General features: G+C 38.7%; 21 protein-coding genes and 1 pseudogene. 11 read left to right on the top strand and 11 right to left on the bottom strand.

Features of this window, described 5'->3' with window-relative positions; translation table 11 throughout:
* Positions 1 to 102: 102 nt before the first annotated feature.
* The 11 genes from secA to Q2U82_RS09575 form a co-directional block, all read right to left on the bottom strand.
* Positions 103 to 3,462: a preprotein translocase subunit SecA gene (gene secA, locus Q2U82_RS09525; RefSeq protein WP_410004646.1), complete on the bottom strand. Its 3,360-nt coding sequence runs from the start codon at positions 3,460 to 3,462 to the stop codon at positions 103 to 105.
* Between the two features lie 187 nt (positions 3,463 to 3,649).
* The gene (locus tag Q2U82_RS09530; RefSeq protein ID WP_014782927.1) at positions 3,650 to 3,871 is read right to left on the bottom strand and encodes a DUF2795 domain-containing protein; all 222 of its coding nucleotides are present in this window, start codon (positions 3,869 to 3,871) and stop codon (positions 3,650 to 3,652) included.
* Positions 3,872 to 4,013: 142 nt separating this feature from the next.
* Positions 4,014 to 4,586, bottom strand: coding sequence for a cob(I)yrinic acid a,c-diamide adenosyltransferase (locus tag Q2U82_RS09535; RefSeq protein WP_410004647.1), 573 nt, complete (start codon positions 4,584 to 4,586; stop codon positions 4,014 to 4,016).
* A gap of 232 nt (positions 4,587 to 4,818) precedes the next feature.
* Positions 4,819 to 4,989, bottom strand: a complete 171-nt coding sequence (locus Q2U82_RS09540; protein ID WP_410004648.1) for a hypothetical protein — start codon at positions 4,987 to 4,989, stop codon at positions 4,819 to 4,821.
* Between the two features lie 88 nt (positions 4,990 to 5,077).
* Positions 5,078 to 5,776 carry an ABC transporter ATP-binding protein gene (locus tag Q2U82_RS09545; RefSeq protein ID WP_410004649.1) on the bottom strand — a complete coding sequence of 233 codons (699 nt, stop codon included), beginning with the start codon at positions 5,774 to 5,776 and terminating at the stop codon, positions 5,078 to 5,080.
* Between the two features lie 137 nt (positions 5,777 to 5,913).
* Positions 5,914 to 6,693 carry an O-methyltransferase gene (locus Q2U82_RS09550; RefSeq protein ID WP_410004650.1) on the bottom strand — a complete coding sequence of 260 codons (780 nt, stop codon included), beginning with the start codon at positions 6,691 to 6,693 and terminating at the stop codon, positions 5,914 to 5,916.
* A 107-nt stretch (positions 6,694 to 6,800) separates the two neighbouring features.
* Positions 6,801 to 7,649 (bottom strand): IS3 family transposase, encoded by an 849-nt coding sequence (locus Q2U82_RS09555; protein WP_410004651.1) that lies wholly within the window; start codon positions 7,647 to 7,649, stop codon positions 6,801 to 6,803.
* On the bottom strand, positions 7,646 to 8,044 hold the full coding sequence (locus tag Q2U82_RS09560; protein WP_410004652.1) for a transposase: 399 nt from the start codon (positions 8,042 to 8,044) through the stop codon (positions 7,646 to 7,648). The genes Q2U82_RS09555 and Q2U82_RS09560 overlap by 4 nt, the downstream gene beginning before the upstream one ends.
* 76 nt (positions 8,045 to 8,120) lie before the next feature.
* Positions 8,121 to 9,992 (bottom strand): ABC-F family ATP-binding cassette domain-containing protein, encoded by a 1,872-nt coding sequence (locus tag Q2U82_RS09565; protein ID WP_410004653.1) that lies wholly within the window; start codon positions 9,990 to 9,992, stop codon positions 8,121 to 8,123.
* Positions 9,993 to 10,068: 76 nt separating this feature from the next.
* A complete protein-coding gene (locus tag Q2U82_RS09570; protein ID WP_410004654.1) occupies positions 10,069 to 10,584 on the bottom strand; it encodes a hypothetical protein in 516 nt (171 codons plus the stop codon).
* Between the two features lie 9 nt (positions 10,585 to 10,593).
* Entirely contained in the window at positions 10,594 to 11,028 is a 435-nt protein-coding gene (locus tag Q2U82_RS09575; RefSeq protein ID WP_410004655.1) for an SRPBCC family protein, read from the bottom strand.
* A 208-nt stretch (positions 11,029 to 11,236) separates the two neighbouring features.
* On the opposite strand from Q2U82_RS09575, the gene Q2U82_RS09580 reads away from it, so the two are divergent.
* The 11 genes and pseudogenes from Q2U82_RS09580 to Q2U82_RS09630 all read left to right on the top strand — a co-directional run bounded on the left by Q2U82_RS09580 (position 11,237) and on the right by Q2U82_RS09630 (position 26,527).
* On the top strand, positions 11,237 to 12,031 hold the full coding sequence (locus Q2U82_RS09580) for a polysaccharide biosynthesis/export family protein (protein WP_410004656.1): 795 nt from the start codon (positions 11,237 to 11,239) through the stop codon (positions 12,029 to 12,031).
* 4 nt (positions 12,032 to 12,035) lie between these two features.
* Positions 12,036 to 14,504, top strand: coding sequence for a polysaccharide biosynthesis tyrosine autokinase (locus Q2U82_RS09585; RefSeq protein ID WP_410004657.1), 2,469 nt, complete (start codon positions 12,036 to 12,038; stop codon positions 14,502 to 14,504).
* A gap of 230 nt (positions 14,505 to 14,734) precedes the next feature.
* The gene (locus tag Q2U82_RS09590) at positions 14,735 to 16,021 is read left to right on the top strand and encodes a nucleotide sugar dehydrogenase (RefSeq protein WP_410004658.1); all 1,287 of its coding nucleotides are present in this window, start codon (positions 14,735 to 14,737) and stop codon (positions 16,019 to 16,021) included.
* 138 nt (positions 16,022 to 16,159) lie between these two features.
* Positions 16,160 to 16,455: pseudogene (locus Q2U82_RS09595) on the top strand (four helix bundle protein).
* Between the two features lie 159 nt (positions 16,456 to 16,614).
* Positions 16,615 to 17,589: an SDR family oxidoreductase gene (locus tag Q2U82_RS09600; protein WP_410004659.1), complete on the top strand. Its 975-nt coding sequence runs from the start codon at positions 16,615 to 16,617 to the stop codon at positions 17,587 to 17,589.
* A 374-nt stretch (positions 17,590 to 17,963) separates the two neighbouring features.
* Complete coding sequence (locus Q2U82_RS09605) at positions 17,964 to 19,823, top strand: hypothetical protein (RefSeq protein WP_410004660.1); 1,860 nt, start codon at positions 17,964 to 17,966, stop codon at positions 19,821 to 19,823.
* 880 nt (positions 19,824 to 20,703) lie between these two features.
* Positions 20,704 to 21,537, top strand: a complete 834-nt coding sequence (locus Q2U82_RS09610) for a hypothetical protein (protein WP_410004661.1) — start codon at positions 20,704 to 20,706, stop codon at positions 21,535 to 21,537.
* Positions 21,538 to 21,563: 26 nt separating this feature from the next.
* Positions 21,564 to 22,892 (top strand): hypothetical protein, encoded by a 1,329-nt coding sequence (locus Q2U82_RS09615; RefSeq protein ID WP_410004662.1) that lies wholly within the window; start codon positions 21,564 to 21,566, stop codon positions 22,890 to 22,892.
* A 116-nt stretch (positions 22,893 to 23,008) separates the two neighbouring features.
* Complete coding sequence (locus Q2U82_RS09620; RefSeq protein WP_410004663.1) at positions 23,009 to 23,761, top strand: hypothetical protein; 753 nt, start codon at positions 23,009 to 23,011, stop codon at positions 23,759 to 23,761.
* 1,505 nt (positions 23,762 to 25,266) lie between these two features.
* Positions 25,267 to 26,112 carry an ABC transporter permease gene (locus Q2U82_RS09625; protein ID WP_410004664.1) on the top strand — a complete coding sequence of 282 codons (846 nt, stop codon included), beginning with the start codon at positions 25,267 to 25,269 and terminating at the stop codon, positions 26,110 to 26,112.
* 52 nt (positions 26,113 to 26,164) lie between these two features.
* On the top strand, positions 26,165 to 26,527 hold the full coding sequence (locus Q2U82_RS09630; protein ID WP_410004665.1) for a four helix bundle protein: 363 nt from the start codon (positions 26,165 to 26,167) through the stop codon (positions 26,525 to 26,527).
* Positions 26,528 to 26,531 lie beyond the last annotated feature (4 nt).

Consider the following 26,531-nt stretch of genomic DNA (forward strand, 5'->3'; position numbering starts at 1 on the left):
CGAAGCTTTGGCTTCGGGATATATAAACTTTATCAAAGCTTTAAAATCCAGTAAACTAATTAGTCTTACGTCCTAGATTTTTGCGTTCTAAGTCAAAAAAAACTACTCATCAACAAGCACCCAATCTCCTTTATCCAACATCGGGATGGCTTGTTTAAATTTCATCGTTTTGTTTTCTCCGCTCATCACATGTTTAATCGTCACTTTATCATTTCGATTAATTTTTGGTCGTTCGCGTACAATAGTTTCCGTAACTTGTTGTTGCTGAGGCTGTGTATTGCCTGCGGCACGGGATTGTGCGGCACGCTCGTCCATATTTGGGATTTCGTCTTTTTGCTCGCTTAGGTTTTCCTTTCGTTTTACCTCTCTCGCTTCTTGAATTTGCTGTTGGTTTTCCTGCGGCAATTCCCCTTTGAAAAGGAACGAAATAACGTCTTTGTTCACTTTTTCAATCATCGCCTTAAAAAGTTCAAAAGCTTCAAATTTATAGATAAGCAAAGGATCTTTCTGCTCGTGAACTGCAAGTTGAACGGATTGTTTCAACTCGTCCATTTTGCGAAGATGCGTTTTCCACGAATCGTCAATAATAGCTAGAGTGATATTTTTCTCAAAATCATTCACCAATTGCTTTCCTTCAGTTTCGTAGGCTTTTTCAAGATCAGTAGCAACGTTTAATGTCTTTACACCATCTGTAAACGGAACGAGGATTCGTTTGTATTTATCCTTCTGCGTTTCGTAAACGTTTTTGATTACGGGGTAAGCCATTTCGGCATTGCGCAACATTTTATCCTGATAGTGAAGGTAAGCAGCTTTGTATATTTTTCCTGCAATTTCACGGGCATCCATTTTCTCAAATTCCTTTTCGGAAATAGGAGAGGCCATAGAGTAGAAACGGATCAATTCAAATTCAAAATTCTTGTAATCCTGTGCCAGTTTGTTGCTTTCTGCAATTACTTCAGAAGTATCATAAATCATATTTGCAATATCCACTCGAAGTCTGTCCCCAAAAAGCGCATGGTAACGACGTTTGTAAACCACTTCACGTTGGGCGTTCATAACGTCATCATATTCCAGCAAACGTTTACGGATACCGAAGTTGTTTTCCTCCACTTTTTTCTGCGCACGCTCAATGGATTTTGAAATCATGGAATGTTGAATCACTTCACCTTCCTTCAGGCCCATACGGTCCATCATCTTTGCAATTCGTTCACTTCCGAAGAGACGCATCAAGTTGTCTTCCAAGGAAACATAAAACTGCGAGCTTCCTGGATCTCCTTGACGACCGCTACGTCCGCGCAACTGTCTATCCACACGTCGTGAATCGTGGCGTTCGGTACCCACAATGGCAAGTCCACCGGCTTTTTTCACTTCGTCGCTCAATTTAATATCCGTTCCACGACCCGCCATGTTGGTGGCTATGGTTACAATTCCGCTTTTTCCCGCTTCGGCAACAATATCTGCCTCGCGTTTGTGGAGTTTCGCGTTCAAAACGTTGTGTGGAATGTTACGAATGCTCAACATTCGGCTTAGTAATTCTGAAATTTCCACAGAAGTGGTACCGATCAGAACAGGCCTTCCTGCTTGTGAAAGCGCAGTAACTTCTTCCGCTACAGCATTGTATTTTTCGCGTTTTGTTTTATAGATTTTATCCTCGCGGTCGTGGCGTGCAATAGGGCGGTTGGTTGGAATTTCAACCACATCCAATTTATAAATTTCCCAAAGTTCTCCAGCTTCTGTTACCGCTGTACCCGTCATTCCGGAAAGTTTGCGGTACATACGGAAGTAATTCTGAAGTGTAATAGTAGCAAAGGTTTGAGTCATGGCTTCAATCTTCACATCTTCTTTCGCTTCAATTGCTTGGTGAAGTCCATCACTATAACGACGACCGTCCATAATACGACCGGTTTGTTCGTCCACGATTAACACTTTGTTTTCCATTACAACATACTGGTCGTCTTTCTCGAAAAGTGTGTATGCTTTCAACAATTGATTCATCGTGTGGATACGCTCACTTTTTATTGAAAACTCACGGAAAAGTTCTTCTTTTTGGGCTACCTCTTCTTCTTTTGGAAGACCTTTCTTTTCAATTTCGGCTATCTCGGTTCCAATCTCCGGCATTACGAAGAAATCAGGATCGCCTTCACCTGACAAATAATCTACACCCTTATCGGTAAGTTCTATCTGGTTGTTCTTTTCTTCAATTACAAAATAAAGTTCGGCATCAACCTTTGGCATTTCGCGGTTGTTGTCGCTCATGTAATGATTTTCGGTTTTCTGAAGAATTTGCTTCACACCTTCTTCTGAAAGAAATTTGATTAATGCTTTATTCTTAGGTAAACCACGATATACTCTCAGTAACTGAAAACCACCTTCTTTTAGGTCTCCTTCTTTTATAAGTCTTTTTGCCTCAGATAAAACCCCTGTCAAATATTTTTTCTGAACCTCAACAATATTGCTGATTTTTGGTTTTAGCTCGTTAAATTCGTGGCGGTCGCCTTCGGGCACCGGTCCGGAAATAATAAGCGGTGTACGCGCATCGTCAATCAAAACCGAATCCACCTCATCCACAATGGCATAGTGGTGCGGGCGCTGCACAAGGTCATCCGGGGCGTGGGCCATATTGTCACGCAAATAGTCAAAACCAAATTCGTTGTTGGTTCCGTAGGTAATATCAGCCAAATAAGCCTTTCTTCGCGCTGCGGAATTTGGTTTGTGGTTGTCTATACAATCCACGGTCATTCCGTGAAACTCAAACAATGGCGCCATCCAAGCGCTATCACGTTTTGCAAGGTAGTCGTTCACCGTTACAAGATGCACCCCATTTCCAGCAAGGGCGTTGAGGTACATTGGTAGCGTTGCAACCAAGGTTTTTCCTTCCCCTGTGTGCATTTCGGCTACTTTTCCTTCGTGAAGCGCAACCCCACCTATAAGTTGAACGTCGTAATGAACCATATCCCAAGTAATGGGTTTTCCAGCGGCATCCCATGAATTTTTCCAAATGGCTTTGTCGTCTTCAAGGGTTACGTAGTCTTTATTCGCTGAAATTTCGCGGTCATATGGGCTGGCGGTGACCGTAATAGTTTCGTTGTTTTTAAAGCGTTTTGCGGTTTCTTTCATCACGGCAAATGCTTCGGGAAGTATTTTGGTAAGGGTCGCTTTTTCAATTTCGTAGCGATCTCCCTTCAGTTTGTCTATCTGGTTGTAGTAGTCTTCTTTTTTGTTGATGTCTTCCTCGTCTTCCGATTGTTTCTCAAGAGTGTCAATTTGATCTTGCACATCTTTTTGGGCATCTTTTATTTCTTTTCTAAAGAAATCAGACTTCGCTCGCAGCTCGTCGTTGGAAAGTTTTTCAATTGCTGCTTCATGCTTTTTTATTTCATTCACCAGCGGCTGTATTTCGCCTATATCTTTTTTTGATTTATCGCCTACAAAAACTTTTAGTACGTTATCTAATATTCCCATGATGTATTAATTTATTTTGAAGTGTTGCTTCGCAGCACTGTTTTGTCAATTTTAATTTGTTTGGCCACGAATACACAAATCATTATACAAAAATATTCGTGTATTGGTGGCGACTTTTTTAAATAAAAAAAAGCCTCGTAAAAGAGACTTTTTATATTATTTTTTAATTTTTCCCAAAATCTTGGGATTAATATTCATCCTCATTCCAGAGATAATCGTCGTCGGTAGGGTAGTCTGCCCAGATCTCTTCAATAGAGTCATAGGAATCTCCCTCGTCTTCAATTGCCTGAAGGTTTTCCACCACTTCCAGTGGAGCACCGGTCCTGATCGCGTAATCTATCAATTCGTCTTTGGTTGCGGGCCAGGGTGCATCGCTTAAATAGGATGCCAATTCTAATGTCCAGTACATAGCACTATAGGTTTAATTTTCTGCAAAAGTAATTTTTTAGATCAAAAAGTCAAGAAAAATCTTAATTATTTCTGCTATATTTTAAAGAACTTATTTAAACAAGTGAAAATCAATTATTTAAAATTATTGTTTTGGAAGAAATTTACAACTTCTTAGGAATCCATTGTGTCTCTTCTGCGTTGGTGTCTTTAGACAACTTTCGTGCCAGCACAAAGAGGTAGTCAGATAGTCGGTTTAAATACATCAGCACCTTTTCGTCAATGGGTTCATTTTCATTTAAAAGCGTAGTACGGCGTTCTGCACGGCGGCAGACAGTACGGGCAATGTGACAATATGACACGGTAGAATTTCCACCTGGCAAAATGAAATGCGTCATTGGTGGCAGGGAGTCGTTCATCATATCCATCTCTTTTTCTAGGAGCTCGATATCTTCTTCGTCTATTTTTGGAATATTTAAACGTTCCTTTCCGCTTTTCAGTGTGGCTTTCGCAGGATCGGTTGCTAAAATAGCTCCAAGTGTAAACAGCCTATCTTGAATATGAACCAAAATTTCTTTGCTGCGAGGGTCAATTTCTTGAGTGCGAATAAGCCCGAGATATGAATTAAGCTCATCCACCGTACCGTAACTTTCTATACGAATGTTGTGTTTGGGAACTCTTGTGCCGCCGAAAAGGGCAGTAGTGCCTGCATCGCCGGTTTTGGTGTATATTTTCATTTTAGGTTATGTGAATTTGTGAATTTGTGAATATGTGAGTTTGTTAGTTTGTTAGTTTGTGAGTGTTTTAATTTGGTATTTCCAAAATTACAAATAACTACTTTAAAAATGGGTTTGGAATGGCGTGAAGAAAAAGGAAGTTTATTAAAATTGTTAATCTTTGGGATTTGAATAAAATGGGGGCGCGATTTTTCGCGAGTCTACGAATACTGCCAACTGCAACTGTTTACTGCTAACTTTCTTTTCCCCGTTCCTTTTTCCGCTCGTAGTAACTGCTTCGGAAATTTCTATTCCGACGAACTTTTTGGTTTGAAGCGTTGCGTTTGTTCCAAAAATAAAGAATGGCCAAGAGTAGGACTCCGCCAATAATTAAAACGAGTGGGTTTGAAAGGTCTAGGTTCATATTTCAAAGATAAAACACCAAATGGGAAATATGAAATTAATCTTAGGTATTAGGGATTGTAAATTCACAGATTCACAAACTCACGAACTCACAAATTCACCATTTCCTTCTTCGTATCACTTTCAACAACACCATCCCGAAGCCGAATAATTCTGTGTGCATTTTCTGCAATTTCCTCTTCGTGGGTAACTAAAATCACCGTGTTTCCTGCTTTGTGAATTTCATTGAAAAGATTCATTATTTCATCTGAAGTTTTAGAATCTAAATTTCCTGTTGGCTCATCTGCCAAAATGATAGAGGGATGATTTACCAATGCCCTGCCAACTGCCACACGCTGTCTTTGCCCACCCGAAAGTTGGTTGGGTTTGTGGTCCATTCGGTCTGCAAGGCCAACATCGGTCAATACTTGTTTTGCGCGTTCTGTTCGTTCGCTTTTTGAGGCACCGGCATAAATCATTGGCAACGCTACATTTTCCAACGCGGTAGTGCGGGGTAGGAGGTTAAAAGTCTGGAAAACGAAGCCTATTTCCTTGTTTCGGATTTCCGCCAATTCGTCATCGGTCATATTGCTCACATTACTTCCGTTTAGCTCGTAAGTACCGGAAGTTGGCGTGTCCAAACATCCCAAAAGGTTCATTAAAGTAGATTTTCCAGAACCGGAAGGCCCCATCAATGCAACGTATTCGCCGCGCTCAATGTCCAGATCAATTCCCTTTAAAACTTTAACCACTTCATTCCCAAGCGGAAAATCCCTTGTGATGTTTCTGATTTTAATAACTAAGCTCATAGAAGTTTTTTCAATATGCTTTAATAGGACGCAAAGGTACTTGTGTTGTTACAAAATATTCAATATTCAATGTTTTATGTTCAATACTCAATGGTCATTAAACAATAGAATCCATAGAATCCAAAGTATCAATAGAATCAAATCCTAATAACAAAATCCTGCTTCGGTTGCTCTTTTCTGAAAAAAACCAGCCCCCATTGAAAAGTATCGATGCTTACCGTTACTTTTTCATTTGCGATTATTTTCTGCCAAGCCTCAGTCATATCCTTGCTCCAATAAATATCATCAAAAATAATTATTGAATCATTGTGTATATTTTTTAAAAGGGAATTGAAATATCCTAAAGTGCGTTCGCCATTGTGATCACCGTCTATAAATATTAAATCATATTTTTCTGTCCCGAAATTTCGGGATTCAAGGAATTCACTGAAAAGCTGTTGATGTATTTGAATATTGTGCAAGTTGAATTTCTCAAAATATTCCTGTGCTTTATTTAAGGTATTTGGGCAACCTTCCACAGTGTGTATTGCGGCAAATTCATTTGAAAGTGAAAGCGCAAGAGTTCCCAAACCGAGCGAAGTTCCCAATTCCAGTATGTTTTCACTTTTAAAATATTTAGCCAAACGGAAGAGCAGTTTTTGGCGTTTCTTTCGCATTCCTGCATTCTTAACAACCGCAGAAACTTTTCGGGCATTACCTTTAAATACGCGTGAACCTTGCCCAAAATCCTTCATTTCAAAAGTTGAAGTATCGCTTCGCAAAGCTTTTCTGTGCGATTTAAGAATTTCGTATTCGGAATATTTCGTTTTATCATTAAAACATTTCGTCACCAAATCATATAAAAAAGGCGAATGTACCCCGTGCCTGTTTTTGGAAAGGCGAATGAATTTTATGTAGCTTTTTGATTGGTGAATCATCCTTAAGTTAAAAGCTTAAAGTTAAAAGTTTAAAGTAATAGTGAAAAGGAATTAGCGAAAAGCGAAGAGATTATTTTTTGAACTTCCCTGATTAGCGTTGACCGTTTTTAGTTAATTAATTCATTGTCAAAAATAGTCATCAATTTTCTTTCTTGAGGCCTCAAGAAAGAAAATTGGGTTATGAACTTTTCAGGGCTCATTCTGTCATTGTTGTTATGCAATCTTTTGTTGTTATAGTTCTTTACGGCTTTTGCCGTCATTCTTCTTAATTGGCCAAAGTCCTTGGGCTTCCAGTGGTCCAGGTATTCTTCTTTTATGGTCCTGTTGATACGCTCGGCAAAGGCATTGTCCTGGGCGGAGAGTGCCATACTTATCTGACTTCCATTGCGCTTTAGAAGGCCTATGTACTCTTTATAAGTATATTGGCTTCCTCTGTCGCTATGGTGTATCAACGGAGCATCGTTTTCTCTCAGGGCCATATTTAAGGCATCCATATTTGCCCGTGCCCGCATAGTGCCAGAGACCTTATAGCCTACAATTTTCTTGGTATAGACATCTATTATAAAGACTGCGTAATAATGTCTGTTGCCGATGGGTATGTAGGTAATGTCGGACTGCCACACCATCGATGGACGGTCAATTTCCATTCCTTTTATAAGGTTGGGATAATAGATCTTTGAAGCGATTGTTGTTTTTTTGTAATTCTTTTTACGCTTCAAGCGATATCCCAGTTCCATCATGAGTTCTATAAACCGATCCCTTCCCATAAAGTCGGGCTTAAGTGTATAGTACATTTTCTCCACCCCACAACCTGGATGGTCCGCTCGCAGTTCGTCTGCTTCAAGGACCAGCTGTGCTGTTTTGCTATCAAAGACCTTTTGCCTAGTATCGTACTGGGCAACGGCCTGCTTGCTCAGGCCAACTTCTCTGTAGAGACTGTTTAGGGAAAAACTCATTTTTTGTTTGTTTTCCCGGAACCAGTTGATTGTGGGGTGCCGAAGTTTTTTTTGATGTCGATGTCAAGTTCATCCTTGGCTATCTCCATCATCTTCTCCAGATAATCGATCATTATCTGCTTGCGGCCCACAGTGCGCTCAAGCTCCTTTACACGAGCCTCGAGCTCCTTCATTTTTTTGTTGCTGCTGTCCTTCATCTCTACGATTCTGAATCCTTTCTCGCTAAAGGTAGAGAATTTATAGATCCAACGATAAATCGACTGTTCTGATACTCCGTGTAGCTTCTCTAGTTGAAGCACACTGAACTTACCGTTTTCAAAATCTGCAACAATTCGTTTTTTAAATTCAATTGAGTATTTACGCGTCTTGCGAATACTTCGTACATTTGCTTTCATAGTTTTCCACACTTTAAGTGGTCAACCTATATCAGGGACGTACATTTACCATCAACCATCAACCATCAACCATCAACTATCCCTCCATTTTTGCTGAAAGCTCAAACCAGCGTTCTTCCTTGGCTGCAATGGTATCCATAATTTCCTGCAGCTTTATGGATTGTTTGTCAATCTCGGCTCCATCCCAGTTTTCAGTGGCAAATTTATTCTGAAGTTCCTCCCGACTTTTTTCAAGATTGGCTATTTCCTTTTCTAGCTTGTTGTACTCCTTTTGCTCGTTATAATTAAGTTTTGCGGGGCTGGAGTCTTGTTTCCAATCTTTTTTAACCTTTGGCGTAGCTTCACTCGCTTCACGTTTTTCCTGCACATTGCTATCTTCATAAGCCCTAAAATCTGAATAGTTTCCGGGGAAATCTTCTACTTCGGCATCTCCTCTAAAAACAAAAAGGTGATCCACAATTTTATCCATAAAATAGCGGTCGTGGCTAACTACCAAAAGACAACCCGGGAAGTCCAAAAGGAAACTCTCCAAAAGATTTAGCGTAACAATATCTAAATCGTTCGTAGGCTCATCAAGAATTAAAAAGTTTGGATTCTTGATAAGAACGGTACACAAATAAAGACGTTTACGTTCACCACCGCTCAGTTTTTCAACAAAATCGTATTGTTTCTTCGGATCGAAAAGAAAGCGTTCCAAAAGCTGCGAAGCAGAAATCTGTCGTCCTTTTTTCAATGGGATATAATCGCCGTATTCGCGAATAACATCTATTACTTTTTGGCCTTCCTTAATATTGATTCCAGCTTGGGTGTAGTATCCAAACTGAACTGTTTCACCTACGACCACTTTCCCAGAATCGGGTTTTAAAGCGCCAGTAAGAATATTCAAAAAAGTAGATTTTCCTGTTCCGTTTTTTCCAATAATACCAACACGTTCGCCACGGTTAAAGTTGTATTCAAACTTATCCAAAAGCACTTTCTCGCCAAACGATTTTGAAATTTTGTGAAGTTCCACAACCTTGGTGCCCATGCGCTCCATGTTCAGTTCCAGTTGCACTTGATGGTCGTTGCGACGTTTGCTGGCACGATCTTTTATTTCGTGGAAATCGTCGATTCGGCTTTTGCTTTTAGTGGTTCGCGCTTTGGGTTGGCGGCGCATCCACTCCAATTCCTTATTGAAAAGTTGCTTCGCCTTTCCCGTTTCTGTGGCTTCATTTTCTATTCGGGCGTCGCGTTTCTCCAAATAATAACTGTAATTTCCTTTGTAACTGTAAAGCGTTCCCTCATCCAATTCTACAATTTCATTACAAACGCGTTCCAAAAAGTAACGGTCGTGCGTAACCATAAAAAGAGTGAAGTTTTCCTTTGCGAAAAGATTTTCCAGCCACTCGATCATTTCAAGATCCAAATGGTTGGTGGGCTCATCCATTATCAACAAATCTGGGGTTGTGAGCAAAGCATTGGCCAATGCCAAACGTTTTTTCTGTCCGCCGCTGAGGTTGCCCACTTTGGCGTGCAAGTCTTCCAACTTTAATTTGAAAAGAATCTGTTTGTAGCGAGTCTCAAAATCCCAAGCGTGATGGGCATCCATGGCGTCAAACGCTTTTTGGTAGGTTTCGGCATCGTCAGGATTTTCAATAGCGTGTTCGTAAGCCTCAATAATTTTTAGGATTGGATTATCCGAAGAAAAAATGGTCTGTTCTACAGTAAGTTTTGGATCCAAATCTGGTTCCTGCGGCAAATAGGCAATTTTCAAACCTTTTCTGAAAACCACATTTCCCGTATCGGCCTTGTCGTTTCCGGCAATTATATTTAGAAGGGAAGTTTTCCCCGTTCCGTTTTTGGCTACGAAACCTATTTTTTGTCCTTCGTTTATTCCAAAGGAAATATTTTCAAACAAAACCCGCATCCCGAAGGATTTGGAGATATTTTCTACTGAAAGGTAATTCACAGTTTAGATTTTCGGCAAAAGTACTGTAAATGTTTAATGAATAATATGGAATGAAGAATTAGTTGGATAACAATTTTTAAAAACTATTCTCCTTCAAATCTTTCGCCAAACTTGCGGTTTTCAACCTTTTATTCCGAAGAATATATGCTACATCTGAAGTGTTATCAACCATTAATTGCTTGTGATAGTAATTTATGTACTCCAAAACGGCGAAAAGGTTTGCCGCAAAAGACCACAATAAAATATCAACATCAGCCATAGTCCAATCCACGATTAAAAGCTGAACGGCTAAGATTATGGGCATTCCCATTAGAAAAAGCAAATTAATGTGTTTTAGCTTTTTGAAAAACTTTAAATTCCTTACCTGTGAAAACGATTTTCCTTGCAATCGCCATAGCTTTAATTGCCAGTATTTTTGCCCTTGAAAAAGAATAAAAATGCAGACCAACATACCATAGATGAGCCAAATACTTTTTAAAAACGGATGATTTAAAACGAAGTAAAAAGTTAAAAGGGGAAATGTGAAAAAAGCGTGGAACTTTTCCAAAGGATAGTACCAGCGCAATCTTTTAATTAATTTTTCTTTGCTCATTCTTAATTATTATTTCCTTTCCGCAAAGGCCTTAAAATTCTGTAAATATTTTAAGGACTGCTTTTTAAATGCTCCAGGCATCAACAGACCAATCAATTTCATAAATCCCTTAAACTGAAATTCCTGTTCGGTGCTATATTTGGTTTTATTGCCGGGCAGGGGTTCAAAACTGTTTTTTACAATATTGAAAACTCCTTTTGCTTCATAGGTTCCTGTAAATTCTTCTGGCAGATTTTTGGCGGTTATGGTTTCTATCATTTCTATTTCTCGCTTTCCCATCTTGAATTTCAAAAGCGATTTAGCGCCTACTTCGCCGGGTGTTCCACTAATAGGCTCGAAACTTTCTAGGCCTTCCATCCACTTTTTCATATTGTCAATATTGTCAAAAAGCGCAATAACCTCCTCTATGGGTTTGTCTATGGTGATTGATACGGAGTATTTCATAGTTGGATTTTATAGTGAATCCTTCAAAAATAAGTTTTTTCTTTTTAAAAAGTAGAGGTCAGAATTCAATTGTTTATGGGGATTATTGATGTTTCTTTGTGGTTGCCGTTTAATTTTATCAACAGTTTTCCTAAAAAGTGCCTTTCCGAAAAAATGTTTCATTATTAAATGCGTTACTTTATATTTGTCCATTAACAACCCTTCCTTTATGAAGCTTACATATGTAATGTTTTTTTTGATTGTAGCTGTTTGCGCCACATCTTGTGTAACCACCAAACAACTTACTTATTTACAGGAAAACACAAGTAGCTCAGACACTTTAGCGCTTTTGCGTAAAAGACAGGAACCGTACCGACTTCAAATAAATGATTTGTTGAGTATCCGCGTAAAGGCTTTGGATCAAGAAACTGTGGGTATTTTTAACCCGATAAGCGATGCCAACCCGAACGCTACGGGTGAGGAAAAACTATATTATGACGGTTTTGTAGTTGATGACCATGGAAATATCCGCATTCCAAGTTTGGGAGAAATGAACGTTTTAGGCTATACGGTTGATGAGGTTCGGGAAAAACTAGAGGAACGTTTACTTAAAGATTATTTTAAAGCCGAAGCCAATGTTTTTGTTACTGTGAAACTGGCGGGAATACGTTATACCATTAATGGCGAAATAGGTAGGCCTGGTTCAAATATAATTTACCGTGATCAAGTAAGCATTATGGAAGCTATTGCCAATAGCGGAGATATTTTAATTACGGGTGATAGAACTGATGTTGTGATTATTCGTCAATATCCAGCTGGGCAAAAAGTGCATCATATAGACTTAACAAGACTAGATGCAATGAATTCTCCTTATTACTATATAAAGCCTAACGATTTGATATTGATAAACCCATTGCCACAAAAATCCTTGGGTACAGGAACCACAGGGCTACAATCTTTTACAACCATTGTTACGGTTGCAACCGCATTGGTTACAACCATTTTATTGTTCACAAGATTATAAAAACATGAGCGAGGAATTCGAAATTAACGAAACCCATACCACCTTTGATTTTAAAGGTTTTCTTTTTAGACTTTTTCATCATTGGCCGTTGTTTCTCATTTCGTTGGCCATCGCTTTTTCCATTGCTTATTATATCAATGTTCGCAAACTGCCCATCTACCAAATGGAAAACATGGTTTCCATTAAAGATGACCAGAATCCTTTTTTCACTAGTAATACCAGTCTTACTTTTAATTGGGGTGGAACAACCGACAAGGTAAATACCGCCGTTATCACTTTACAATCCCGTTCGCATAACGAAAAAGTGGTGGAGCGACTTCAATATTATATGGACTACCTGCGCGAAGGAAAATACCAGCAGGTGGACGCATATAAACAAACTCCATTTTTTGTAGAAGTGGACACTACCAAACCTCAAATGCTGAACAAGCAAATGAAAGTAGTTTTCAAGGACTCCGTAAATTTTAATTTGAGCGTATCTTTTGAGGAAGCTGGAAACATTTCACTTCAAAATTATGCTACAAAGGAAAAGTCCAGCATGTTTGTGGATGCAGGTGAGTTTTCAAAAGACTTCAAAATAGGGCAGCACATATCTTTACCCTTTTTTAGTGGCACTTTTATGCCTAACCCAGAGATGATTTCAAGAAATGGAACGCCATACTATATTGCTTTCAGAAATTATGATGGAGTAGTAAAAAGATACCTAAACATTCGTGTTGACCCAGAGAGTAAAGGTTCTTCTGTTTTGAAAATGAGGCTTACGGGAAATAATAAAGCTCAATTGGTAGATTATTTAAATACTTCGGTAGAAGTGTTAAGCGAGGATATGTTAGAGCGGAAAAACCTCTTCGCTACCAAAACCATTAAGTTTATTGATAGTAGTCTTGCTCAGAAATCTGAAGAGCTTTCAACTGTACAAGATGAACTTAACCAATTCAAAAACAAGAATGCTATTTTCGACCTTGCTAGTGAAGGTACAGAGATCAATGCAAAACTTAATGGTCTGGACCTACGCAAAGAATCCGTTAACCGCGAGCTGAATTACTACAACACCCTACAGGATTATCTTATTAATCGTTCTGATTATCGGGACGTGCCAGCTCCCTCGGTTGCTGGTATTTCTGAAAATAGTGTAGTAACTGGAGTGGGAAAAATAGTAGCCTTAGCTGAGGAACGCAACAAACTTCAGTACTCTTTTAAAGAAGGTGCGCCTATTTTTAGTGATATAGATAGACAAATTAACGCGGTTAAAACAGTCCTGCTTGAAAATATACGTTCCTCCAAAAGTCTAAAAAATCAAGAGCTCAGTTCTATAAACAGCGATATTGGTCGTTACGAAGGCGAAATACGGAAACTTCCAAAAGAGCAACAAGATCTTTTAAACATTGAGCGCCGCTATAACTTGAGTCAAGGTACATATAACCTGTTTTTGGCAAAAAGGAGCGAAGCGGGTTTGGTAAAAGCAGCTAACGTGAGCGATGTGATGATTATTGACCCCGCAAAAGACACTGGTGGTGGTCAAATAGGACCAAATACCCAATTAAACTATATGATGGCCGGATTGCTGGGGCTCTTCATTCCTTTATTGCTTGTTTTTGTTCGTGTATTTTTTGATACTAAAATTAGTAATGTAAAAGATTTGGAAAGAATTACCCCCATTCCATTGCTTGGAGTTCTCGGGAAAAGCCCTATAGACAATAATCTTGTGGTACTTACCAAACCAAAATCAGCAATAGCCGAAGCTTTTAGAGCCTTGCGCTCCAGTTTGCAATTTATATATAAAAAACAAGGGATAAAAGGGGCAAAGACTGTGCTCGTTACCAGTTCTGTTAGTGGGGAAGGAAAAACATTCTGCTCCATTAATCTCGCATCGGTTTTTGCTTTAAGTGAAAAGAAGACCATCTTGGTAGGTCTTGACTTAAGAAAACCAAAGATATTTGGTGATTTTAATATCAACAATTCTATGGGGGTCGTAAATTATCTTATCAATGAAGCCGATATTGACACCATTATCCAAAAAACAGAAGTGGAATACCTAGACGTCATCCCTTCTGGACCCATTCCTCCAAACCCTTCTGAATTATTGATCAGCGAAAAACTGGACGAACTTATTGATAAATTAAAAGAACGTTACGATTATATCATCCTTGATTCTCCTCCCTTGGGATTGGTTTCAGATTCTTTGGAGCTTATTAAGCACGTAGACGCTACACTTTATATGGCGCGTTTTAACTATACACACAAAAACATGTTGGCCTTCGTCAATGAAAAGTACAAAACCGGCGAAGTGAAACATATAAGCATTGTCTTAAATGATTATGTTGAGAAAGCGGGTAGAGGTTACGGTTATGGTTACGGCTATGGTTATGGTTACGGCTATGGTGGTTATGGTAACTACAGCAATGGTTATCACGAAAATATAAAACGCCCCACCCTTCTCAATAGGGTGAAGCAGGTTTTTAGGAAGAAATAATAGTTCCTTCAATTTCTAATTCTAGAGGCTCAGCATTATTGCCTTCAAAAAGAGGTTTTTTAATTCTGACAACTTTTTAAATTAAATCCAAAACAGACCCCCTCACTTCGAAGTGAGGGCCGGGGAGGGATGTATTTAAATTTAACACCCCATAATCCCAAGAAAACCCGTAATTTTGCACTTTTAATAACAAACTTAAATATTTAGTACCCCCAAATTATTCATTATAAATGAAACAAAACCCTACAATCGCAATAATTGGCCTTGGTTACGTGGGCTTGCCGCTTGCCGCCGCTTTCGCGGAAAAATATAAAGTAATCGGCTTCGATATCAATTCAGAACGTATCCAACAATTGCAACAAGGAATTGACAATACTTTGGAACTTTCTTCCGAAGAACTTACAAAAGCATTGCAGCAAACCGAAAATTCAGGACTCACCGTTACCGCTGATGCATCAAAAATAGCAAGTGCTACTGTATTTATTATAACTGTACCAACACCAACCAATAAATACAATCAACCTGTGCTTATCCCACTTCAAAAAGCAAGTGAGACAGTTGGGAAACTTTTGAAAGAAGGAGACGTGGTTATATATGAATCCACGGTTTATCCGGGAGTAACCGAAGATATCTGTGTGCCTATTTTGGAAGAATATTCCAATCTAACTTTCAATAAAAACTTTTACGCGGGCTATTCGCCAGAGCGAATCAATCCGGGCGATAAGCAGCATACCGTTACCAAGATTTTAAAAGTCACTTCTGGCTCCACGCCTGAAGTAGCAAAATATATAGATGAACTTTATGCATCTATCATAACGGCCGGAACGCATTTAGCACCTTCCATAAAAGTGGCTGAAGCAGCAAAAGTTATTGAAAATTCGCAGCGCGACATCAACATTGCTTTTGTTAACGAACTTTCCAAAATCTTCAGATTATTGGATATTGATACACAAGATGTTTTGGAAGCTGCTGGCACTAAATGGAACTTTTTAAAGTTTAGTCCAGGCCTCGTTGGCGGGCATTGCATAGGGGTAGATCCTTATTATTTAGCCCAAAAAGCCCAAGAGGAAGGCTATAACCCAGAGATTATATTGGCAGGGAGAAGAATGAACGACGGCATGGGTAATTATGTGGCCCAAGAGGTAGTTAAATTAATGATACAAAAGGAATGTAAGGTAAAAGGAGGGCATGTACTTGTTCTTGGGGTTACCTTCAAGGAAAACTGCCCAGATATTCGCAATAGTAAAGTAATAGACGTTATAGGTGAGTTGCGTAAATACAACCTCAATATAGATGTTTATGACCCTTGGGCAAAAGTTGCCGAAGTTTCCAATGAGTTTGGACTGCGATTGTTAAGTGACGAATCCCAACTGAAAAATAATTATGAAGCTATCATATTGGCAGTGGGCCACAAAGAGTTTTCAAATTTTCAACTGGAAAAATACAAAGCCTCACCTTCTGTTGTTTTTGATGTGAAATCCTTTTTTCCAAAGAATTTGGTTGACGGATGTTTGTAATTATCAGTTATCAGTTATCAGTTGTCAGTTGTGGGTTGTCAGTTTTTTTGTTGAAATAAGAAACATATAGAAATGAAAAGTTATAAAGATCTCTATGTTTATAATCTAGCTTTTGAATATGCTATTGAAGTTCATAAAATGACTGGTCAGCTTCCTTCATTTGAAAAATATGAACAAGGGTCTCAAATAAGGCGATCATCAAAGTCTATAAAAGATAATATTGTTGAGGGTTATGGAAGGCGCCGCTATAAACAGGATTTATTAAGTTTTTAGTTTATGCCCACGCTTCTTTATTAGAATGTATATCGCAATTGGAAATGTTGAACACTATTTATCCAGAAATTTCGGTTTCAGATTTAATTACTAAATATGAATTACTGGGAGGCAAATTACATTCATTTATCAATTATGTAGAAAAAGATTGGAAGGTTTAAAAGCTGGAGTTTATAAATTATATATTGCAAATTATTAATTAGTTTTTTAAATTCAACCCACAACCCACAACCCACAACCCACAACCCACAACCCACAACCCACAACCCACAACCCACAACCCACAACCCACAACCCACAACCCACAACCCACAACCCAAATGACCAACCCAATATATCACACCACAGACCTTTCAAAAATCACCTTCCTAATAACCGGCGGCGCAGGTTTCATCGGTTCTAACCTTGTTGAATATTTACTGCATAGCAACGCCAAAAAAGTTCGCGTGCTGGACAATTTATCAACAGGATTTATGAAAAACCTTGCCGCTTTTCAAGACAATCCCAACTTTGAATTTATGGAGGGCGATATCCGCAATTTGGAAACCTGCAAAAAAGCAATGGAAGGTATAGATTATGTTTCACATCAAGCAGCTTTGGGTTCTGTGCCGCGCTCCATCAACGATCCAGTAACTTCCAATGAAGTGAACGTTAGCGGTTTTCTAAATATGTTGGTAGCACAAAAGGAAAGTAAAACATTAAAACGCTTGGTCTATGCTGCATCCAGCTCAACCTATGGCGATAGTAAAAACCTTCCGAAAGTTGAAGGAACCATCGGAAAACCACTTTCTCCCTATGCCGTCACCAAGTTGGTTAACGAACTTTATGCCGATGTTTTTTACAAAACTTACGGTATCCAAACCATTGGCCTGCGTTATTTCAACGTTTTTGGCCCCAACCAAAGCCCAACTGGGGCATATGCTGCGGTAATTCCACTTTTTATGCAGGCACTAAAAGATGAAAAGGCCCCAACCATTAATGGCGATGGCGAACAGACCCGCGATTTTACTTTTGTACAGAATGCCGTGCAGGCAAACATCCGTGCCTTTTTTGCTAAGGAAGAAGCTGTAAATGAGGTTTTCAACGTGGCTTATGGTGATAGAATAAGTCTTAATACCTTATGGAACGATCTTCAAGCCATCTCAGATAAAAATTTAAAAGCCTTTTACGGCCCACCACGCAAAGGCGATGTACGTGATTCTCTAGCAAATATTGACAAAGCAAAAAACCTTTTAGGGTATAATCCATTGTTTTCGGTAAAGGATGGATTGGAGATTACTTGGAAGAAATTTTAATTCAGTTCTCAGTTCTTGGTTACATATAAAATGGTTTCACAACAGACAACCGACAACCGACAACTGAGAACCGACAACCCACAACCGACAACTAAAAACCCCTTTCTAGCGGAATTTCACCTCATTTTGATAAAATTGAAATGTTAAATTTTCAAAACCCTTAAAATAGAACCACTTACAAATAAGTAATCTCCTACACAAAAATTCCACTTATCGAAATTTGAAATCATCTTGACGGATATTTTGAGTATTTCGCAGCATACCTCTTAAAACCCCAAGTAAACCCTACAAAATTTGCATTTATTGTAGTGGTTTTATATTATTGTTATGCCCCTTTGAGATAAAAATAACCTTATTTTTTTAAGCTTTTTTTCATGAAGAACATATACACTCCTCAAAGGTGGGCTTTACTTTTTTGCTGCCTTTTGTCCCTTTTAACTTTTAATGGCTTTTCGCAGGTTGGAATTGGAACAACAAACCCAAACCCTAATGCCTTGCTTGATATAGATGCGTCCACAACTCCCGGAGGCTTACTCTTACCTCGGGTGAACTTAACGGGAACCTCTAGTTTTTTGCCGTTAACAGCCAATGTTGAAGGCATGGTGGTTTACAATACAGCAACGGCTGGTGTAGCGCCAAATAATGTTACTCCCGGATATTATTATAATGATGGCTCACAATGGGTACGCGTTGGCAAGGAAAGCGTTGATTGGAGTACTCTAGGGAATGCAGGAACTAATGCGGCTAATAACTTTATTGGCACAACAGATAACCAACCTTTGGCATTTAGAGTAAATAATTCCGAACGAATGGGTATTTTAACTAATGGCAATGTTGGGATAGGAGGTTATTATGGTAATGTAAAATTGAATATTACTGGCGAGGCTAACGATTTTGGAGTTTTTAGTACTGTAACTGAAAGCGGCGCGCAGGCAATTTATGCAAGTTCCAATCAGAGCGATGGCTTGGGCGTTATGGCTACGAATTCAAATACAACTTCCAGTACTGCAATTGTAGGTGTTGGAAATAACGCTGGAACTTATTTCACAGGTGCTACGGGAACAGGTATAGCTGGTACTGCTGCCGAAAACGGTTATGGTGTAATGGGTTCGCATTTTAATGGTACTAATGGTAATCGTTTTGGTGTTTTAGGTGCTCCTGATTTCGGAGTTTACAGTAATTTTGGTGCAAATAATTATGGATTTATGAATTCTGCAACAGAAGGATTATATACCCAAAGGAATAATAATAATTATGCAGTTTTGGCTGGGTATGATAGTGTATGGGATGAAAATTTTGGAATAATTGCTTCTGCGAATGGAGGCACTTTTAATACGGGTTTACTTGTTGCTTCTGGTGAAACGGTGATATCTGCACATTTGGGACCGAATAATAATAACCCCCAATTACCAAGATGGTATAATGGATCCATATTTTTACAGCAACGAAATGCTTCAACAGCTAGAATATATTTCAGTGTAGGTGATGAGGATTGGTACATCAATTCAAGTGGTGCGGGTGATTATTCAGAATATTTTAAAACAAGTGACAGAACACTTGGAGTGGGTGAGATAGTTGCCATGGATCCAAATAATGCGAGTGGCGTAAGAAGAGCGAGGCCAAGGGATGTGGCAAAAACCGTAGGTATCGTTTCCATAGGGGGAACAAGAAATAATGACAATATAGGAGGCACAAGAGGAGAGGACCCTAATTATGTTAATGTAGGGCTTTTGGGGCAGGTGCCAGTTTTAGTTACCGTTGAAAACGGAAATATAAAACCTGGCGATCCTCTAACTCTTTCAAAAACATATAGAGGAAGGGCAGTGAAGGCCACTGAATCTTGCCGCATTATAGGCTATGCGCTTACGAGTTTTCCGTATGTTAGTGGAGAACAAAGTTATGAAACTGATATTAATGGCACAGATAAGCTAAAGCTTAGAGATAACCACGTAATGTGCTATGTCAATCCGGTGTGGTTTGAACCTGCGGATGATAACTTGGGTGAGGGAATTGAAATTCTTCCATTTGAAAGTGCTTTTGATATGGACGCCAGAGTAAATTTAGAACTGGATGCTGAAAATCCAAAAAAGAGCTTAAAACGCGATAGACCAAATTTTGCGTCAAACAAGCAAGAGATGGTGCTTAAAAATGTCGAAAATTCAAGTGAAGTGAAATTAGAAAAACCTCAAAGTGAATTGAATTTAAATGATGAAAATGTTAAGAATAATAACTAAACTATTTGGTTTATTGAAAACTTTACCAGCCCATACAACTTGTAAATAAAATCAATAAACTTGGTGTCCAAGATAATAAAAGATTTGTTTTTAGATTAATATAGCATACCCTGCAAGTCAAAAGCTTAGCAGGGTTATTTATTAAATATTTTTTACTCACTTACTCACTTACTCACTTACTCACTTACTCACTTACTCACTTACTCACTTACTCACTTACTCACTTACTCACTTACTCACTTACTCACTTACTCACTCACTCACTCACTCACTCACTCACTCACTCACTCACTCACTCACCTATTCACCTATTCACCTATTCACTTATCCACTTATCCACAAAGTCAACAACAAATTTGAAACCGTTGTGCATCATTCAAATCCACCCGGCTTGACAGTTGAAATACGAAATACGAAGTGCCAAATCCTAAATCTGTCATGCAGAGCAGCCCGCCCTGAACATAGTCGAATTTGGCTAAAGAGCATTCGAAACACCAAAATCCGCTTCGCCAATTCCACAATTCCATAATTCCAAGAAGCCACAACCCTCTACGCCTCACAATTCACGCCACGCAAATTGAACATACCAATTTTGCTATATTATTTCACTTTAGTCTTACTTTCATTCCTAGTCGCTTATATTTTAGGAATATAGCCTTCAAGAGTGATACTTAAATTGGGTTCTCAGTAAAACGAATACCCCTTATATCCGAAAGGAATTTCCTACATTAAAACAGCGATTTTTCTGACAAATATTTAAAATATTAACATTATATGGGTTTTTTTATTAAAACATTAACCTGTATAAAGATAAAATTTGCATTATATCGATAAAAAATGTAATATTGCCCCATATTGTACAAACCCAAAGCCCCAAACTATGGTACAAAAATACTTTCCTAAAGTACTTATATTCTGTGTAGTTACTTTTTTTACCGTTTCGGTAAGCAATGCCCAAGTGGGTATTGGTACGGTAACCCCCAAAGGTGTATTAGATTTAAATAATGATTCAGGCACTAATAAATACGGTCTTGTTTTGCCAAGAGTTGCCCTCACAAGAACAGATTTAGCTAGTCCCGTATTAAACCCGCAGGGAGGTGATCCTGCCATTGGCACCGTAGTTTATAACACATCAACCACAAATTTTGGCAGTGAAAGTGTTTATCCTGGCATATATATGTGGGATGGTATAGATTGGATTAATGAATTTCCGAAAAAGAATGCAGAAATATTTAAACAAACAGGAAGTTCTTTAAGAACATATACTACAGGATCATATCAAGATATTCCAAACCTAGTAGGTCGTACGTTTAAACCTGCTTATACTGGAACTTACAAAATAGAAGTAAGTGTGAACTGGGGCGGAGGCTACGTTAACGATTCAGGTTTCGGTACTGATGTTGCCGTAATGACAGGAAATTTCAAATTTACATTTGATGGGGTAGATAAATTAATCCCAGCGCATACTTGGTCTGGTAGGCATGGAGGCGGTACTCAATATTATGACATTTGGGAACAAACTACTATGGTAATTTATAAAGAGCTTGTAGCAAACACTTCATACATATTTAGTTTAAGTTTCGATCAAACAGTCGCAGACGGATTTTATAATAATGGCAATTCTGGTGGCAATTCTGGCGGTGTACCTAATCCAGGAGGAGGGTGGTTAGGTGGAGATATTCCCTGTACCGTTGAATTTGTTTTTCTGGACTAGAAATTAACTGAATAACGCTAAAAATCATGAGAAAAACTACCTTATTTTATAGTTTTAATTTAGTTGCAATAGTATTTTTATCGAATATTGCTTTTGCTCAGGTTGGTATTAATACAACCGATCCCAAAGGAGTTATAGATTTTAACAGTACAACCTTAGGTGTGGTTTACCCAAATGTTGCTTTGTTAGGTACAGATGATGCCACTACGGTAATCAATCCGCAGGGCGGTTCTATTGTAGCGGGTACTGTGGTTTATAATACCAATACCACAAACAATGGACTTATTACAGATATATATCCAGGTATTTACGTTTGGAATGGTACTGAATGGGTGGTTCACTATAAAAAAAGACAATCTGAATTGCACAATCAAACCGCTGTACTTAGAACGGAAGCAAATTTTGCAGGAGGTTATCAAGATGTGCCAGGATTGGGAATTAGTGATGCCAAAACATTTACTGCAAAATATTCGGGACTTTATAGAATTGAAGTTAAAACGAACTTTGCTGGAGGTAAAACCTATAGGAATAGTAGCATTTTTGTAAGCCAAGCTAAGGGTATGTTTAGGTTTTTATTTGGTGGAACTCCTTATAATTTTGATACTACTGCATTTTCCGCCTTTTCAAGTTATATAGGCTCTGAGTCTGGAACGTATTATGAAGGTATTTGGAAAGAATCCTATGAAACTAATTACGTTACGCTTACTGCAGGGACCATCTACCCTTTCTCATTGACTTTCGATGCTTATGATGCGCCTGGGTTTATTGGCAATGGTTCTATTACAACCCCTTTTTTAGTCGATTTGATTAATGAAGATTTTGATCCTTCCGGTTCTTATACGGTAGATCAAAATTATACTAATGATAATGACTGTCCTACTCGTGGGTGGATAACTAACTCCTCCAATTCATGTACATCCTGCACAGGTCACCATCTATATATCAGTTCAAATAATGGCAGTTGCAAACAATCTGCTACTGCTTTAATGAGTTTTAAGCCATCAGTAGGCTTAGTTAATATAAGCTTTGATTATTTATTTAGAGAAAGAAATGGCAGAAACGACTCGTTTAGGGTTTATATCCATGATGGAACTTCTCAAGTGGGAGCCAATTTAGTTACTATAGACAACTCTGGAAGTGTAACAACAGATACGTCTTATAGTAGTGCTCCAATTGCCGTTGTCCCAGGCACAGTTTATACCCTTCGTTTTGAATACATTAATACTACTAATCAAGCATACTACGCATCAGTTGACAATGTAGTGGTAAGAGAACTTTTAGCGGGTGATGAAGGACGTGGCTATGTTGGAAATGAAGTTGATTGTCAAATAGAGTTTACCTATATAGGAGAATAAATTTAGTGTTTTTTTAACCTACTTTTAAAATTACCCAAATCATGAAAAAAACTACCCTACTTAAAAATATATTCATTGCTATTTTCTCTTTAATTGCAATTCCAAGTATAGCACAAGTGTCCATTAGCACTGGAACACCTACCACTACACCACAAGGATTGGTTGATATGCAAAACAGTGCTGCGGGTATTGTGTACCCTAGATTTGCATTAACTTCTACACAGGTACAGGCTCCTGTTCAAAACCCAGACGGCAGTGGCAGTTTAGTAGCTGGAACCGTGGTCTATAATACAAATACCACCACCACGGGTACCAATGATGTGTATCCAGGACTTTATGCATGGAACGGAAGTAAATGGACAACACAATATATTAGAGAAGATTCAGAAATTGCACAGCAATCAGGTTTAGGACAAAGAATAGTTGATAGTGGAGGATATGTTGATATAACAGGTTTAGGATCTGGTTCGTCTTTTACTCCAAAATATTCCGGAACTTATAGAATTAAGGCAAATGTTAATTTCGGAGCTGGTAAAATTGTGCCAGAACCCGGATATGCTACTTCTATGGCTACACAGGAAGGGTATTTTAGAATAACATTGGGGCCGGATCAATATTTAATATATACCCACGCTTACTCTGTACACAATCGTGATATTGCTGGTGGAACTTACTTTGAACAATTTAGGCATGATTCCTCTCTAATTGTGTATGTTGATTTAGTTGCAGGTCAGCCGTTTACATACCGTTTTGAAATTGATTTATTTGTATCCTCTAATTTCGAAAATGGTGGAAACTCAGGAGATGGAAGAGCGTATGTTGGTATTGGCTTACCGTGTAACATTGAATTTACCTATCTCGTGGAATAAAATTATTGGGTTGAAATATTCCATGACTCAAAAACGAATCCCACAGTCCCCCTGGCCCCAAAGGGGCAGAGAGCTGTCTTTCAGTCCATTTTCTTGGTTCCAAACCCTGAACCCACCTACTGGCAGGCCGATTAACAAATCAACAATGTACTTTCATAAATAGGCTAATCGTGTGCTCCTTCCCCTTGTAATTAATTTAAATCTAAAGGACTAAAGGGACTTATAGGGGAAGGTGGCAGCTGGGACATAATTTGATTAACAGCTACATCTTCAATCCAGCTGGCGGAAGGGGTTATTGGTCAGTGAGTAGAGATTAGAGGGTAGTAGTTATGAGTTGGGTTGAGAACAAAATCGAAATCGAAATCGAAATATTCCATGACTCAAAAACAAATCCCACAGTCCCCCTGGCCCCAAAGGGGCAGAGAGCTGTCTTTCAGTCCATTTTCTTGGTTCCAAACCCTGAACCCACCTACTGGCAGGCCGATTAACAAATCAACAATGTACTTTCATAAATAGGCTAATCGTGTGCTCCTTCCCCTTGTAATTAATTTAAATCTAAAGGACTAAAGGGACTTATAGGGGAAGGTGGCAGCTGGGACATAATTTGATTAACAGCTACATCTTCAATCCAGCTGGCGGAAGGGGTTATTGGTCAGTGAGTAGAGATTAGAGGGTAGTAGTTATGAGTTGGGTTGAGAACAAAATCGAAATCGAAATCGAAATATTCCATGACTCAAAAACAAATCCCACAGTCCCCCTGGCCCCAAAGGGGCAGAGAGCTGTCTTTCAGTCCATTTTCTTGGTTCCAAACCCTGAACCCACCTACTGGCAGGCCGATTAACAAATCAACAATGTACTTTCATAAATAGGCTAATCGTGTGCTCCTTCCCCTAGTAATTAATTTAAATCTAAAGGACTAAAGGGACTTATAGGGGAAGGTGGCAGCTGGCAACAATTTTCATTTTCTCATAGATTATCAATCCAGCTGGCGGAAGGGGTTACGCGAATAGCTAAATCCACATTCACGAACACACAAACTCACAAACTCACAAAATCACTCAATCAACAACCAAATCCCAAATCCCAAATCCCAAATTCACAAACTCACAAACTCACAAATTCACACACTCACAAAACCACTCAACCAACAACCAAATCCCAAATCCCAAATCCCAAATTCACAAATTCACAAACTCACAAACTCACAAATTCACACACTCACAAAACCACTCAACCAACAACCAAATCCCAAATCCCAAATCCCAAATCCCAAATCCCAAATTCACAAATTCACAAACTCACAAACTCACAAATTCACACACTCACAAAACCACTCAACCAACAACCAAATCCCAAATCCCAAATCCCAAATCCCAAATCCCAAATTCACAAACTCACAAACTCACAAACTCACAAACTCACAAACTCACCTATTCACAAATTCACACATCTTCAAACCAAAATTCCTATCTTAGCCCCCAATAAAAAAGAAGCCTCCCCAAACCATGGAACTGGAAACCAAAGTCTATCAAAAGGAAAACAATTTCCGCATTGGCAAAATGCTGAAAGAGAGCTTGACAGACATTATTGGCTCGCGCTTTTTGTCTTTTCAATTAGCTAAAAGAGATATACAGGCACAGTATCGCCAAAGTTACCTCGGCATTATTTGGGCCTTTGTAACGCCGCTTACAACCGCTTTTGTGTGGATTTTTCTTAATAGCTCAGGAACCATTCGGGTTACCGACACGGGCATTCCCTATCCGGTATATGCCTTTTCAGGAACACTATTATGGTCTATTGTTAAAGAGGCCATAAACTCGCCCATAAACAGTACCAGTGGAGCAAAGTCTATTTTGTCCAAAATCAATTTTCCCAAGGAGGCTTTGATAGTTGCGGGGGTGTATAAACTATTGTTCAATAGCTCCATAAAAATATTGTTACTAGTGGTGTTTATCTTCTTTTATGGCGTAGGTTTTCATTGGAGCCTATTGCTGTTTCCCGTTGCTATGTTAGGAGGAGTTTTGTTTGGAACAACACTTGGATTGTTTGTCACTCCCTTAGGGATGCTTTATAAAGATATTGGACGATTGATAAGCTTCGGTCTGGGTTTTTTAATGTACGTTACCCCAGTGGTCTATGCCATCCCCAAAAATGGAATTATGAAAACCGTGATGGAACTGAATCCATTCACCCCGATTATACTAACTGCTCGCGACTTGGCCGTAGGCATGCCGCCCATGTATTTAACCTATTTTTTAATAGTAATCGCTTGCAGTGTCCCCTTGTTTTTTATTGCTTTGTTGTTCTATAGAATCTCGATTCCTATTTTGGTGGAGCGGATGAGTGCGTAATCAGTTGTGGGTTCTCGGTTGTGAGTTATCAGTTAAAAGTAAATAGCTTAAAGTGAAAAGTTATAAAGATTTAGACATCTATAATTTAGCATTCGATTATGCCATTGAAGTTCATAAAATGTCATTGCTGTTGCCTAAATTTGAGCTTTATGAGATGGGAAGTCAAGTAAGGCGCTCTTCAAAAAGTGTCAAGGACAACATTGTAGAGGGATATGGTAGGAGAAAATACAAACAAGATTTCGTAAAATTTTTGATATACTCACATGCATCGCTATTAGAGTGCCTTTCACAATTACAGATGATACAAAATATATATGTAGATGTCCCCGTTAATGATTTAATAGATAAATATGATCTGTTAGGAGGGAAAATCTATTCTTTTATTTCATACGTTGAAAATAATTGGAAAACTTAACCAC

It is taken from the genome of Aequorivita nionensis (assembly GCF_046352995.1).
Lineage (GTDB): Bacteria > Bacteroidota > Bacteroidia > Flavobacteriales > Flavobacteriaceae > Aequorivita > Aequorivita nionensis.